Consider the following 13,774-nt stretch of genomic DNA (forward strand, 5'->3'; position numbering starts at 1 on the left):
CGGGATATCGCGAGGCGGCGCCCGCTCGGCGTCAGTGGATGTAGCTCGCGAGCTTCAGCCCGGCCGTGATGAAGTGCATCGGGTCGATCGGTTCGCCGTCCTTGCGGACCTCATAGTGCAGATGCGTTCCTGTTGAACGTCCTGTGCTTCCGGCAAGGCCGACGGTGCCGTTCGTCTGGACCGTGTCGCCAATCTTGACGAGGATCTGTGAGAGGTGGCCATAGCGCGTTGCGATGCCGTCGCCGTGGTCGACCTCGACCATGTTGCCGTAGCCTCCGGTCCAGCCGGCGGCGGTCACCCTGCCTGGCGCGGTCGCCAAGACCTTCTCTCCGGGCGCAAAACGGAAATCCATGCCGGAATGCAGGGCGAGGCGACCGATGAAGGGATCCATCCGGTTCCCGAAGGGGCTGGTGATCTCCTTGCCGGCCGCCGGATTGCGGAATGGAAGCTTCTCGACGGTGTCGCGCGCCATGTCGAGGCGATTGAGGGCGCCGTCGAGCCTTGCAAGCGAGGCATCGAACTGGTCCTCGCTTTCCGGCGCAAGGAGCGGGCCACCCACGGCGCTGTCGTCGGATGCGGCAACTGGTGCGGCCGGCATCCTGACGCCGACGCGCTTCAGTACGCCGGCAATCGCATCCGCCGTTTCTCCGGCATCTTCCGTCAGTTGCTCGACTCGCATCCGCTGGTCCTGTTCGATGTTCTTCAGCGACGACGTGACCTTGGAGAAGATGCGATCGGCGTGGTCCGCAATCGTCTCGCGCAGGCCGACGTCGCCATGCGTGCTTGCATCGGCCGTTTCGGCTGGCGCAGTGCCGGCAAGGAGGTTTTCGATCGCCTTGACGCCGCCCGAAAGCGATGCGCGCTTGCCCGTCGCTTCGGGCGCATAGGACTGTACCGGAGAGCTCCGGTCCATGAGGCCGGAGCTTTCGGCCCGGTCGAGGAGCGAGCCGAGTTTTCCGTGGCGCGAGGAAAGCGCCATCTGCTGTTCCATGAGCTTGTCCACCTTCTCCTCGACGAGCTGCTGGTCCAGAAGCTGGCGGGAAGTGACGCGATCGACCTGGGCGCGCAGCGCCGCGATCCTGTCCTCGTAGTCATGCTGCATGCGTGCCTGGCGCGCCATCGTCGCGCCGATCAGGTCGTCGCGCAGCACGAGATAGGAGGTCGCCAGCAGGTAGCCGATGACGGCGACGCCGACGAAGCAGAAGACGAGGGCGGCCATCCACGGCTTGACGGTCATGTGGCGGATCTTGTCGCCGCTTGCGAGGATGATGATGTGCTCCTGCGCCCGCTTTCCGAAAAGCCGGTTCTGATGCCCGTTGGCCACGGAATTTCCCCCAATGATGCGTTTTGCGTCCTTGGGTTGATTACACACTGTTAAGGTTAATAATTGCTTGAAATCCGGCCGCTCAGCCGTTGCTCGTCGACGTCAGCGAGCGGTAGAAGGACGGTGTCAGGCCGGCCTCCGCACGGGCGATATCGTTGAACGGCGGCTTCAGTGGACCGCGGAAGTTGGCGCGCACGAGCTCGCGGAAGGCCTGCGCGGGATCGCGCTTCTCGCGGGCGCAGAGAAAACGGAACCACTTTGCGCCGACCGCGACATGGCCCTTTTCGTCGTTGTAGATGACGTCGAGAATCGCCGCGCTCTCGAGATCGCCGGTCTCGCGCATCCTTGCCTGGAGTGCCGGGGTCACGTCGAGCCCGCGTGCCTCCAGAATGAGCGGCACGACTGCCAGTCGCGCCGTCAGGTCGTTGCGGGTGGCATGGGCCGCCTGCCAGAGGCCGTCATGGGCTGGCAGGTCGCCATAGTCGGCGCCGAGATCGCGCAGGCGCTGGCGCACCAGCCGGAAGTGTTTGGCTTCCTCATAGGCAACCTGCATCCAGCCATCGAAGAACGAGTTCGGAACAGGCTCGGTAGCGAAGCGCGCGACGATGTCGAGCGCGAGGTCGACGGCGTTGAGCTCGATATGGGCAATGGCGTGCAGCAGGGCGATGCGCCCCTTCTGCGTATGAAGCGACCGCTTCTCGACCAGCTTCGGCGGAATCAGGACCGGTCGGTCCGGACGGCCCGGCCGATCGGGCATCACGGCATCGAGCGGCGAGCGCAGTGATAGCGAGCGGGCAAACCAGCGGCTCGCCGTCTCCTGCGCCAGGGCCGTCTTGCGGTCGAGATCGCAGGACCGGATCGCGTCGATCGCTCCGCCACGCAGCGAGGTGATTCCTGAGTCGCCGCTTGTCGCCATCACGTCACGTCCGTCAGAGGTTTCTTACGGCTTCGAGCACCGCCTCGGCGTGGCCGGGAACCCTGACCTTCTGCCAGATGGTGGTGATCGAGCCGTCGCGGGCGAGCAGGAAGGTCGTCCGCTCGACGCCCATGAAGCGTCGGCCATACATGCTCTTCTCCTTCCAGACACCGTAGGCCTGGAGCGTTGCCGTGCTCTCGTCGGAGGCCAGGATGACGGAGATGCCGTGCTTCTTACAGAACTTGTCGTGGCTCTTGACCGAGTCGGGCGACATGCCGATGACAGTTGCGCCGACCGACTTGAATTCGGTATCGAGTGCCGTGAAGGCGAGGGATTCGGCCGTGCAGCCGACGGTGTCGTCCTTGGGGTAGAAAAACAGGACGATGGGGCTTCCCCGAAGCTGGGAAAGGGAGATGCGGCCACCGCCGTCGCGGGGCAGATCAAAATCCGGAGCAGCATCGCCAATGCCGGGTTCGGCCATGTGGAAACCTTTCTTTTGCCGGGTTTTCGGATGACTATTAGCGTCCCGCATATATATTGAACGGTGTAGTCGTCCAGTCGGGGCGAGGGGCTTATCCCATATTTAGGAGACCAGTGAAGCGAATGGGAGTGATCCGAGGCGAAAAGGTTACATTTCGCAAGAAAGATATCGTCTCCCTTCATCACCTGCCGTCAGCGCAGGTCGAGGATCCTCTGATCGTTCATTGCCCGGAGTCGCCATCCCACGTCCGGCGCTTGTCGAAATTCTGCGGTCTGATCATCGTTGTCCTGGCGCTGCTTATCGGCGCGCTCGTCGCGACAGTCGAAGGCGGGATGTTCGATGCGCCGCTTTCGCGAAACGCGCAGATGGCGCTCGATATGGCGATCGGCCCTCGCTACAAGGCGGAGGTCGGTTCCACCGTTATCCGTTTTGATTCCGGCCTTCGGCTCGCTCTCGAGGCGCGGAACGTCAATCTGGTCGACCAGGAAAGCGGGAAGCATCTTTCGACGACGGCCGTCATGCGCATGGCGCTGGATCCCCTGGCCCTGTTGCGGGGGCATATCTCCGTGACCGACATCGAGGCGGAGGGCATTGCGCTCGATACGGCGCTTCTGCCGTCCGGCGATCCTTTGACCTTGGCCGACATGCGCGTTGACGCGATCCCGACCGGGCTCGAATCCGTGTTCTCGAACCTCGACGTACTGGACAATTTCGTTGCGCGGAGCGGTACGGATTCGGTGCGCATATCGGGGCTCGACCTCAAGTTCGATAGCGGCGATGGCAAGCCGCTTTCGCTGGTCGTCGACAACCTTTCCCTTGCCCGCACGGCGCCGGAGACGCTGCAGCTTTCAGGTGAAATCGCCGTCGACGGTGCTGTCGCGCAGCTGAATGTCACTGCGCAGAAGGTGGCCGGCCGTGCGGCATCGCTGACTGCGACGCTTGCCAATGCAGACCTTACGCCCTTCATGCTGCGCAGGGACGCCGCAGGCGAGCCCCGGCAGGGAATCAGCAGCCTCGCCGACGTGACTGTTTCGGCAAAGCGCGCGGATGCCGGTCCCGCGCCGTCGCTTACCGCCGAGATCGCCGTCAAGCCGGGCGAGTTCTTCATGGATGGCAACAGCCAGGAACTGTCGGGTGCGGAAATCAATCTGGCCTACAGCGGCGCTGCGGGAACCCTGGAGATACTGAAGTCAAATGCCCAGTTCGCGGCGACGAACATTCCCTTTACGGGCGCGCTGATCGATCTGGACAAGCTGGACCCGAGTGCGGGCAAGGGCTTCGGGGTAGACCTCCTCGTCAGCGGAGGGACGGCTGCGACAGCGGCCTCCGGCGAGGCGGCGCTCGCATTCGACGCCCATGCGGAGGGGCGCTACCTGACAGACGGCCGCGAGCTGCAGTTCAACAGTCTCACGGTGTCGAGCCCCCTGGGCGCGCTCTACGGTTCGCTTCACGTCAAGCTTGGCGACAGCTCTCCCGAGATCAGCTTCGTCGGGCAGTCGCAACAGATACAGACTGCGGCGGTCAAGCAGCTGTGGCCATTCTGGATGGCGACGCGGGCAAGGAACTGGGTGCAGCAGAACCTTTTCGGCGGCACTGTCAGCAACGCTTCGATTTCCGTCTTCATTCCTGCCGGCGCGCTCGACGCCGCCATTGGTCGTGGTCTGCGGCTCACTGAACAACAGCTGCACATCACTCTCGATATCGCCGACACGCGCATGAACGTCGCCGGCGCCATTCCGCCGATCCGCGACACCGTCGGCCATGTCGACGTGGCGGGGTCGGTCGTGACAGTCGATATCAAGGGCGGCACGTCCTACTTCGCGTCGGGGCGTTCGGTAACGGTAGGCACTGGCCGCTTCGTGATTCCGTCCACCTTTGAAAAGCCGCTGATGGCTCAGTTGAATCTCGATGTTTCGGGCACGGCCGATTCCATCGCCGAGCTCCTGACCTACAAACCCATCCAGGTGTTGCAGCGTACGGGTTTCCAGCCTGACGAGCTGCGTGGCAATGTGACGGCCAGTGTCGAGGCGCGTTTTGGCCTCGTCCAGTCGCAAGATCCGCCGGCGCCGGACTGGAAGGCGACAATGCACCTGACCGACCTCGATGTCGGCAAGGAGATCGCGGGCCGCAAGATCACGAATTTCGCAGGCGAACTCGACGCCGACCCCCAATCTGTCCGCATCGACGGCAAGGCCCAGATCGACGGCATTCCAGCGGAGCTCAGCCTCGTGGAACCGACCTCCGCATCTTCAGGCACGCCGAGGGAGCGGGTCATTACGATGACCCTCAACAACTCCCAGCGGGAAGGGGTGATGCCGGGCCTTTCGAGCCTCATCGACGGGACGATAAAGGTCGAGCTGACGCGTCTCGATGATGACCGCCAGGCGGTGAAGGTCGACCTTACCCAGGCGACGCTGGTCGTGCCCTGGGTGGGCTGGACCAAGGGGGCCGGCATCGCGGCGAGCGCCGAATTCGAGGCATCCGGTCCCCCTGACGCGACGTCGATCAAGGATTTCCAGCTCAAGGGAGACGGTTTTGGCGCCGACGGCGAGCTCCTGGTCGGGAAAGGGGGGCTCGTTTCAGCGGACTTGTCCAGCGTCAAGCTGTCATCAGTCGACGATTTCGCCGTATCGGTTGACCGCAACAAGGGCGCTTATGATGTTTCCGTGTCGGGCGCCGCCGCTGATGCCCGTCCCATCCTGGCGCGGCTCAAGTCTGCGGGGCCTGCTGGCGGTGATGGCGACAGTTCGGCCGCGGTGGCGGTTCGCATCAAGCTTGGCAGGATCGTCGGCTTCAACGATGAGTCGATCGACAACTTCGAAGGGCTGTACTCGACGCGCGGCGGGCGTCTGAGGGCGCTCAACTTTTCCGGCGTGACCGACAGCGGCCAGGCAGTCGTGACCAAGATGACCGGCGATGGCGGAAACGGGACCATCTACATCACCAGCGGCGACGCCGGCGCGACGGCCCGGTTCGCCGACTTCTATCGTCACATGGACGGCGGGCTGCTCAATCTCACCATCAACATGGGAGCCGGCGACAACTGGAGCGGGTCGGTGGATATCCGCCGCTTCGCGCTCGTCAATGAGCAGCGCCTACGCTCGATCGTCTCCACGCCCGTCGGAGACGACCAGCGGAGCCTGAATTCCGCGGTGAGGCGCGACATCGACACAAGCGCCCAGCGCTTCCAGCGGGGGTTTGCGAGGATCGTATCGCGCGGAGGTGTGATCACCATCGAGAACGGCGTGGCACGCGGCGATCAGGTCGGGGCCACCTTCCAGGGCACGATACGCGATCGCAACGGCAACATGGACATGACGGGCACCTTCATGCCGGCTTACGGCCTGAATCGCCTTTTCGCCGAGTTGCCGTTCATTGGTGTGCTGCTCGGGAACGGCTCGGACCGGGGGCTGATCGGCATAACCTTCAGGCTCACCGGCAAGTTCGATTCGCCGTACCTGCAGATCAATCCGCTCTCGCTCATCGCGCCCGGCGTGTTCCGTCAGATCTTCGAGTTCCAATAAAAAAGCCGGCGGGTGTTCCGCCGGCCTCGGGCATTTCCCGTCGCGCCCCTATCAGGCGGGACGGACGAGGATGTGCTTCTTCTTGCCGAGCGAAAGCTTGATGACGCCTTCGGCCGTGACTTCGGCGCTGCCGACCAGCTTTCGCTCGTCGCTAACCGACTGGTCGTTGACGCGAACGGCTCCGCCCTGGACGTGGCGCCTGGCTTCACCGTTCGAACCGGCGAGGCCGGCGCGCACCAACAGGGACAGGAGACCGACGCCTGCGTCGAGTTCGGCGGACGGGACATCGACCGAGGGAAGGTCCTCGGCAAGCCCGCCTTCCTCGAAAGTCTTGCGCGCCGTTTCTGCTGCCTGCTCGGCTGCCTGGCGGCCGTGGAGGATCGCTGTGACCTCCGTCGCGAGGATCTTCTTCACCTCGTTGATTTCCGAGCCCGCCAGAGCAGAAAGCTTTTCGATCTCGGCCATCGGCAGTGTCGTGTAGAGCCTGAGGAATCGGGAGACGTCCGCGTCCTCGGTATTGCGCCAGTACTGCCAGAAATCATAGGCCGACAAGAGGTCGGCATTCAGCCAGACTGCGCCGGTCGCCGACTTGCCCATCTTGGCACCTGACGACGTCGTCAGCAGCGGCGAGGTCAGCGCATAGAGCTGCTGTGTCCCCATCCGGTGACCGAGGTCGATGCCGTTGACGATGTTGCCCCACTGGTCGGAGCCACCCATCTGCAGACGGCAGTCGTAGCGCTTGGCCAGTTCCACGAAGTCGTAGGCCTGAAGGATCATGTAGTTGAATTCGAGGAACGAAAGCGACTGTTCGCGGTCGAGACGTGTCTTGACGCTGTCGAAGGCCAGCATGCGGTTGACGGAGAAGTGCCGGCCGACATCGCGTAGGAATTCGAGATAGTTGATCGAACGCAGCCAGTCCGCGTTGTTGATCATCAGCGCGTCCTTCGGACCTTCACCATAGGTGAGGTAGTTCGAGAAGACGCGCTTGATCGAGGCGATATTGGCCTCGATCGTGTCGATGGTCATGAGCTGGCGGGCTTCTTCCTTGAAGGACGGGTCGCCCACCATGCCGGTGCCGCCGCCCATCAGCGAAATGGCGCGGTGGCCCGTCGCCTGCAGCCAGTGCAGCATCATGATCTGGATGAGGGAGCCGGCGTGCAGGCTCGGTGCGGTCGGATCGAACCCGATATAGGCCGTCACCGTTTCCTTCCGGAAAAGATCGTCGAGGCCGGATTCATCTGAAATCTGATGAATGAAGCCGCGCTCTTTCATGGTGCGGAGGAAATCGGATTTGAACTCGGACATGGCCTTCGTCTTTCGGGTGACCTATTTCGGGGAATGGAGGTTGTTGAAACGTCGCGGCGCGTTTAGCACTGTTTTGCGGAAAGTGCACTATTCGGCGCCGAATGTTTTTGCGAGGGAAGATATGGCAGGTACGCAAGCACGGACGGCGATCGGGCTGATGAGTGGCACGTCCATGGACGGTATAGACGTCGCGCTTCTGCGCACAGACGGAGACGCCCTGGTGGAACGGGGACCCTTCGCCGGCACGGCCTATGATTCCGCGTTCCGCAATCGCCTGAAATCGGCGCTGGAAACGGCCAAGACCATCCGCAAACGCGAGGAGCGGCCGGGCGATCTCTCGGAAATCGAACGCGAATTGACGTTACGTCATGTGGCTGCCGTTGGGGAATTTCTGAGTGCAAACGGCCTTAGGCCGTCGGATATCGACGTCATCGGCTTCCACGGGCAGACGGTCCTGCATCGGCCCGACGAAGGCCTGACGGTACAGATCGGCGACGGTGCGCTGCTGGCGCGGGAGTGCGGGATACCGGTCGTCTATGATATGCGCGCCAACGACATGGTGCATGGCGGTCAGGGTGCACCCCTCGTGCCGGCGTATCACGCAGCACTCGCCGAGGGCATGAAGGACGCGACGCTGCCGGTCTGCTTCGTCAATATCGGCGGCATCTCGAATATCACCTATGTCGGTGCCGGCGGCGAGATCATTGCCTATGACAGCGGGCCTGGGAATACGCTCATCGACCAGTGGGTCGAGGGACATGCGGGCATTCCTTTCGACCAGGGTGGAATGATTGCATCCGAGGGACGGATCGTTTCGGAGCTTGCGGAGCGCTATCTCGACAATCCCTTCTTCACCGCCGAGAAGCGCCGTTCGCTCGACCGCAACGACTTCCTCCCACCGTCGGGCAGCGAAGCCGAGCTTGCCGATGGCGCGCGCACGCTTGCCTACGTCGCCGCGGCTGCGATCATCAAATCGGTCGGCCACCTGCCGCAAAAGCCGTCGCTCTACATCGTCTGCGGCGGCGGTAGGCTGAACCGGGTGCTGCTGCAGGATCTCTCCGACCTTGCTGGCCAGCAAATGACCGAGGTGGTCACCGCCGAGGACGCGGGCTTCGACGGTGATGCGATGGAGGCCGAAGCCTGGGCCTACCTCGCAGTCCGCTCGCTCGAGGGCTTGCCGCTCACCTATCCCGGGACGACCGGTGTTCGCACGGCGGTCAGCGGGGGCGTCTTTGCCGGGGCCGAGGATCGCGCCCGGCGATGAGCCGGAAATCGCGTGAGCGCTGTCGAGTTGGTTCTTAGAGTGCCGCTTCGCTCGGCAATTCATTGCCTTCACGCACCCGGACAATATTGCTTCGCCAAGGGTACTAACAAAAATCGGCATGCGTTCCCGCATGCCGATGCTGATCGATGGGATAGGGTGTCCCACATTCGAGCTCTCCGCAGGGAAGAAGCTATCTACCGAATCCGCTTCGCCGCCGGTTCCGGAACCAGTTCGCCGTTGAGGCGGCGATCGAGGTAATCCTCGCATTCGGCCATCAGCGGCTCCACCTGCCCGTTGAAGAAGTGGTTTGCGCCGGACACGGTCCGGTGGGTGATAAGGATGCCCTTCTGCGTCTTCAGCTTCTCGACGAGGCCGTTGACGTCCTTCTCCGGGGCCACCTTGTCGGAGTCGCCGTTGATGATGAGACCCGATGAAGGGCAGGGCGCCAGGAACGAGAAGTCGTAGATGTTCGGCTGCGGGGCGATCGACATGAACCCCTCGATCTCCGGACGGCGCATCAGGAGCTGCATGCCGATCCAGGCGCCGAAGGAATAGCCGGCTACCCAGCAGGTCTTCGAATCGGGGTGGAGGCTCTGGACCCAGTCGAGGGCCGAGGCCGCGTCCGAAAGCTCGCCGGCGCCGTGGTCGAATTCGCCCTGGCTGCGGCCGATTCCGCGAAAGTTGAAGCGCAGCGTCGTAAAGCCGCGCTTCTGGAACATGTAGAAGAGCTGGTAGACGATCTGATTGTTCATCGTCCCGCCAAACTGCGGATGCGGATGCAGGATCAGGGCAATAGGGGCGCTTTTTTCCTTGGACGGCTGATAGCGGCCTTCAAGACGACCCGCGGGGCCGTTGAATATGACTTCGGGCATCGGTACTCCGGCAGTTATTTTTGCTGTTCGGGCTGCGCAAGACAACAAGTTGACTTGACGAAGGTTGTCAGCTTTTCTAAAACGCAGTTTAGAACAATTCGAAACTTGTATGGCACGCCACACAACGTTGAACGTGTCATAAGGCAAGCCCGACGGAAATTTCAAGGAAAATGAGCCGTGGCCCGGCGAGGCTTTTCTCGGGCAGGTATGAAATGATGGCGACCGCGCGTCTTTATCTCGACTGGAACGCTACTGCTCCGCTGCATCCGGCGGCGCGTGCAGCGCTTCTGCGCGCCATCGACCTGTTTGGCAATCCGTCTTCCGTGCATGGCGAGGGCCGGGCCGTGCGGGCGGCAATCGAGATGGCGCGCCGCCAGGTCGCGGCGCTCGTGGGCGCAGATCCGGCGCATGTGACGTTTACGAGCGGTGCGACCGAGGCGGCCAACACGGTGCTCACGCCGGACTTCCGCATGGGCCGGAAGCCCGTTGCGGTCGGCCATCTCTATCGTTCCGCGATCGAGCACCCGGCGCTGCGCGAAGGCGGCCGCTTCGCCCGCGAGAATACAAGCGAAATTCCCGTCACGTCCGGCGGCGTTGCCGATCTCGCCGCGCTAGACGCGATGCTGGGTTCTCACGACAAGGAGAGCGGCCTGCCGATGGTCGCGATCATGCTCGCGAACAACGAGACGGGCATCCTTCAGCCGGTGGAAGAGGCTTCCTCGATCGTGCGTTCCCATGGCGGCATTTTCGTCGTCGATGCGGTGCAGGCGGCGGGACGCGTGCCGGTCGATATCAACAAGATCGGTGCCGATTTCCTGATAGTATCGTCGCATAAGATCGGCGGACCGAAGGGCGTCGGTGCGCTCATTTCCCGGGGCGAGGTGCTTATGCCGGCGCCTCTCATCCACGGCGGCGGCCAGGAAAAGGGCCACAGGTCCGGAACCGAAAATTCGTTGGCGTTGATCGGTTTCGGTGCCGCGGCCGCGGCAGCCGTCGAGGAATTCGACGCGCGCAACGCGGCTATTTCCCTGTTGAGGGACCGATTGGAAGCGGGCATGCACCGCTCGGCTCCCGACGTGATCATCTACGGCGTCGACGAGAAACGGGTTCCGAATACTTCCTTCTTTACTTTGCCCGGATTGAAGGCCGAGACCGGCCAGATCGCGTTCGATCTTGAAGGTGTCGCACTTTCGGCGGGTTCTGCCTGCTCGTCCGGCAAGGTCGGTGACAGCCATGTGCTCGTGGCGATGGGGCGTGATCCGAAGCTTGGCGCGCTGCGCATCTCGCTCGGATTTTCGACCACCGAAGAGGATGTCGATGGCGCGATTGCAGCCTTCGCGAAGATAGCCGGTCGGCGCAAGCCGGCGGGCCAGGCGGCCTGACCGCTTCGGAATTTTGCGCAAGCGCAATTTTCCGCTTGCCAATTGGGCTGAAAAGTCCCTCTTGGCCACCTACATAAGGGCAGACATAGGTTTGCTCGAACGTTGACAAGCTGCCGGACCTTGGATCCGGCGAGATTGGAGAGCGAAATGGCTGCTGTGCAGGAAACAATCGATCAGGTTCGTCTGATCGATGTGGACCAGTACAAGTATGGTTTTGAAACCATCATCGAAATGGACAAGGCTCCCAAGGGCCTTTCGGAAGATATCATCCGCTTCATCTCCGCCAAGAAGCAGGAGCCGGAATGGATGCTGGAATGGCGTCTCGAGGCCTACCGGCGTTGGCTGACGCTTGAAGAGCCCACATGGGCGCGCGTCGATTATCCGAAGATCAATTTCAACGACATCTACTACTACGCCGCGCCGAAGAGCACGCCGGGTCCGAAGTCGCTGGACGAGGTCGATCCAGAGATCCTCAAGGTCTACGAAAAGCTCGGCATTCCGCTCAAGGAGCAGGAAATCCTCGCCGGCGTCGAAAGGCCGAAGATCGCCGTCGATGCGGTCTTCGATTCCGTCTCCGTCGTCACGACCTTCAAGGAAGAGCTGAAGAAGGCCGGCGTGATCTTCATGTCGATCTCCGAGGCGATCCGCGAGCATCCCGATCTTGTCCGGAAGTATCTCGGATCCGTCGTTCCGACGACCGACAATTATTACGCGACGCTGAACTCCGCGGTCTTCACCGACGGCTCCTTCGTCTTCGTGCCGAAGGGTGTTCGCTGCCCTATGGAGCTCTCCACCTACTTCCGCATCAATGAGAAGAACACCGGCCAGTTCGAGCGCACGCTGATCATCGCCGAGGAAGGCGCCTACGTGTCCTACCTCGAGGGCTGCACGGCGCCCCAGCGTGACGAGAACCAGCTGCACGCTGCGGTCGTTGAGCTCGTCGCGCTCGATGATGCCGAGATCAAGTATTCCACCGTCCAGAACTGGTATCCGGGCGACAAGGAAGGCAAGGGTGGCATCTACAACTTCGTCACCAAGCGCGGCGATTGCCGCGGTGATCGCTCCAAGATCTCCTGGACTCAGGTTGAGACCGGCTCGGCCATTACCTGGAAGTATCCGAGCTGCATCTTGCGCGGCGACGACAGCCGCGGCGAGTTCTACTCGATCGCAGTGTCGAATGGCCACCAGCAGATCGACAGCGGCACCAAGATGATCCATCTCGGCAAGAACACGTCGAGCCGTATTGTCTCGAAGGGCATCGCTGCCGGCGTTTCGCAGAATACCTATCGCGGCCAGGTTTCGGCCCACCGCAAGGCATCGAACGCCCGTAACTTCACGCAGTGCGACTCGCTTCTGATTGGCGACAAGTGCGGTGCGCATACTGTGCCGTACATCGAAGCCAAGAATTCGACCGCGCAGTTCGAGCACGAGGCGACGACGTCCAAGATTTCCGAGGACCAGCTGTTCTACTGCCTGCAGCGCGGCATCCCGACCGAAGCGGCGATCGCCCTGATCGTCAACGGCTTCGTCAAGGAAGTCCTGCAGGAACTGCCGATGGAATTCGCCGTCGAAGCGCAGAAGCTGATCAGCATCTCGCTCGAAGGTTCGGTTGGCTAGTTTGAAGCGGGGATGAGCCGGTGATAGGCAAACTTGCTGATGGCATTGCTGCCTGCGTGCTTGTTTGTCTGGGAACCCTGACCATCCTCGGTATGGTGATAGCGATTTCCGGAGGAATTGCTGGAAGTGCAACGGTCAATACCGTGGGGATAGCGATGATAAGGATGGGAATTATTCCCGCCGTGATCTTGCTGTTTACAGATATCGGCCAGCTTCTGGTTTTCCTGCCCTTCGGAAGCTCCGGATCGAATGCCTCTTCGCGGAACGAGGAAGCAAACCTTAGGAACCCGGCCTCGAAGGACTGAGGCAAAGGAAGATTGAGACGAACAATGCTTGAAATCAGAAACCTGCACGCCCGCATCGCCGAAGACGGCACCGAGATCATCCGTGGCCTGAACCTCACCGTGAAGGCTGGCGAAGTTGCCGCCATCATGGGTCCGAACGGCTCTGGCAAGTCGACGCTCTCCTACATCCTTTCCGGTCGCGAGGACTATGAAGTGACTGAAGGGGACATCCTCTACAACGGCGAGAGCATCCTCGAGCTCGATCCGGCCGAGCGTGCCGCCAAGGGCATCTTCCTCGCCTTCCAGTATCCGGTCGAGATCCCCGGCGTCGCCACGATGCAGTTCCTCAAGGTCGCGATGAACGAGCAGCGCAAGGCGCGCGGCGAAGAGGAGCTGACGACGCCGGACTTCATGCGCCGCGTCAAGGACGCTGCCGGCAAGCTGCACATCAACACCGAGATGCTGAAGCGTCCGCTGAACGTCGGCTTTTCCGGCGGCGAGAAGAAGCGCGCGGAAATCCTCCAGATGGCGCTCCTGCAGCCGCAGCTCTGCGTGCTGGACGAGACCGACTCCGGCCTCGACATCGATGCGCTGAAGATCGTTGCCGATGGCGTCAACGCGCTGCGCTCCCCGGATCGCGCCGTCATCGTCATCACGCACTACCAGCGCCTGCTCGACTATATCGTCCCGGACACCGTCCACGTCCTCTACAAGGGCCAGATCATCAAGTCCGGCGACAAGACGCTTGCGCATGAGCTTGAGGCGAATGGCTATGCGGACATCATTGACGCTGCAGCCTGATTTG

Annotated in this window: 11 protein-coding genes and 1 pseudogene; 7 read left to right on the forward strand and 5 right to left on the reverse strand. The window is 62.2% G+C overall.

Annotation, left to right across the window (positions count from 1 at the left end):
- Positions 1–31 precede the first annotated feature (31 nt).
- The 3 genes from EV286_RS07625 to EV286_RS07635 all read right to left on the reverse strand — a co-directional run bounded on the left by EV286_RS07625 (position 32) and on the right by EV286_RS07635 (position 2,721).
- Positions 32–1,324, reverse strand: coding sequence for a M23 family metallopeptidase (locus EV286_RS07625; protein WP_207909767.1), 1,293 nt, complete (start codon positions 1,322–1,324; stop codon positions 32–34).
- 82 nt (positions 1,325–1,406) lie between these two features.
- Positions 1,407–2,240: a ferritin-like domain-containing protein gene (locus tag EV286_RS07630; protein WP_132956435.1), complete on the reverse strand. Its 834-nt coding sequence runs from the start codon at positions 2,238–2,240 to the stop codon at positions 1,407–1,409.
- Between the two features lie 13 nt (positions 2,241–2,253).
- Complete coding sequence (locus tag EV286_RS07635; protein ID WP_132956436.1) at positions 2,254–2,721, reverse strand: peroxiredoxin; 468 nt, start codon at positions 2,719–2,721, stop codon at positions 2,254–2,256.
- A gap of 122 nt (positions 2,722–2,843) precedes the next feature.
- Here EV286_RS07635 and EV286_RS07640 point away from each other — a divergent pair, with 122 nt between their 5' ends.
- A complete protein-coding gene (locus EV286_RS07640) occupies positions 2,844–6,245 on the forward strand; it encodes an AsmA-like C-terminal region-containing protein (RefSeq protein ID WP_132956437.1) in 3,402 nt (1,133 codons plus the stop codon).
- 51 nt (positions 6,246–6,296) lie between these two features.
- Here the strand turns inward: EV286_RS07640 and tyrS are convergent, their stop codons facing one another.
- On the reverse strand, positions 6,297–7,550 hold the full coding sequence (gene tyrS / locus EV286_RS07645) for a tyrosine--tRNA ligase (RefSeq protein WP_132956438.1): 1,254 nt from the start codon (positions 7,548–7,550) through the stop codon (positions 6,297–6,299).
- 121 nt (positions 7,551–7,671) lie between these two features.
- Here tyrS and EV286_RS07650 point away from each other — a divergent pair, with 121 nt between their 5' ends.
- Positions 7,672–8,814, forward strand: a complete 1,143-nt coding sequence (locus EV286_RS07650) for an anhydro-N-acetylmuramic acid kinase (RefSeq protein ID WP_132956439.1) — start codon at positions 7,672–7,674, stop codon at positions 8,812–8,814.
- 4 nt (positions 8,815–8,818) lie between these two features.
- A pseudogene (locus tag EV286_RS32420) lies at positions 8,819–9,055 on the forward strand (hypothetical protein); the annotation flags it as partial.
- On the opposite strand, the gene EV286_RS07660 reads toward EV286_RS32420, so the two are convergent.
- Positions 9,009–9,686, reverse strand: a complete 678-nt coding sequence (locus tag EV286_RS07660) for an alpha/beta hydrolase (protein WP_132956440.1) — start codon at positions 9,684–9,686, stop codon at positions 9,009–9,011. The pseudogene EV286_RS32420 and the gene EV286_RS07660 overlap by 47 nt on opposite strands.
- Positions 9,687–9,901: 215 nt before the next feature.
- On the opposite strand from EV286_RS07660, the gene EV286_RS07665 reads away from it, so the two are divergent.
- The 4 genes from EV286_RS07665 to sufC all read left to right on the forward strand — a co-directional run bounded on the left by EV286_RS07665 (position 9,902) and on the right by sufC (position 13,770).
- Positions 9,902–11,068 (forward strand): cysteine desulfurase family protein, encoded by a 1,167-nt coding sequence (locus tag EV286_RS07665; protein WP_132956877.1) that lies wholly within the window; start codon positions 9,902–9,904, stop codon positions 11,066–11,068.
- Positions 11,069–11,215: 147 nt separating this feature from the next.
- On the forward strand, positions 11,216–12,685 hold the full coding sequence (gene sufB / locus EV286_RS07670) for a Fe-S cluster assembly protein SufB (RefSeq protein ID WP_132956441.1): 1,470 nt from the start codon (positions 11,216–11,218) through the stop codon (positions 12,683–12,685).
- A 20-nt stretch (positions 12,686–12,705) separates the two neighbouring features.
- Complete coding sequence (locus tag EV286_RS07675) at positions 12,706–12,990, forward strand: hypothetical protein (RefSeq protein ID WP_132956442.1); 285 nt, start codon at positions 12,706–12,708, stop codon at positions 12,988–12,990.
- 24 nt (positions 12,991–13,014) lie between these two features.
- Entirely contained in the window at positions 13,015–13,770 is a 756-nt protein-coding gene (sufC, locus tag EV286_RS07680) for a Fe-S cluster assembly ATPase SufC (RefSeq protein WP_132956443.1), read from the forward strand.
- Positions 13,771–13,774 lie beyond the last annotated feature (4 nt).

The sequence above is a fragment of the Rhizobium sp. BK251 genome (genome assembly GCF_004345245.1).
In the GTDB taxonomy this organism is placed as follows: Bacteria; Pseudomonadota; Alphaproteobacteria; order Rhizobiales; family Rhizobiaceae; genus Rhizobium.

Coding starts and splice junctions, on each gene's coding strand:
- EV286_RS07630 (WP_132956435.1), bottom strand. CDS start 2,240: ATGGCGACAAGCGGCGACTCAGGAATCACCTCGCTGCGTGGCGGAGCG.
- EV286_RS07635 (WP_132956436.1), bottom strand. CDS start 2,721: ATGGCCGAACCCGGCATTGGCGATGCTGCTCCGGATTTTGATCTGCCC.
- EV286_RS07640 (WP_132956437.1), top strand. CDS start 2,844: ATGGGAGTGATCCGAGGCGAAAAGGTTACATTTCGCAAGAAAGATATC.
- tyrS (WP_132956438.1), bottom strand. CDS start 7,550: ATGTCCGAGTTCAAATCCGATTTCCTCCGCACCATGAAAGAGCGCGGC.
- EV286_RS07650 (WP_132956439.1), top strand. CDS start 7,672: ATGGCAGGTACGCAAGCACGGACGGCGATCGGGCTGATGAGTGGCACG.
- EV286_RS07660 (WP_132956440.1), bottom strand. CDS start 9,686: ATGCCCGAAGTCATATTCAACGGCCCCGCGGGTCGTCTTGAAGGCCGC.
- EV286_RS07665 (WP_132956877.1), top strand. CDS start 9,902: ATGGCGACCGCGCGTCTTTATCTCGACTGGAACGCTACTGCTCCGCTG.
- sufB (WP_132956441.1), top strand. CDS start 11,216: ATGGCTGCTGTGCAGGAAACAATCGATCAGGTTCGTCTGATCGATGTG.
- sufC (WP_132956443.1), top strand. CDS start 13,015: ATGCTTGAAATCAGAAACCTGCACGCCCGCATCGCCGAAGACGGCACC.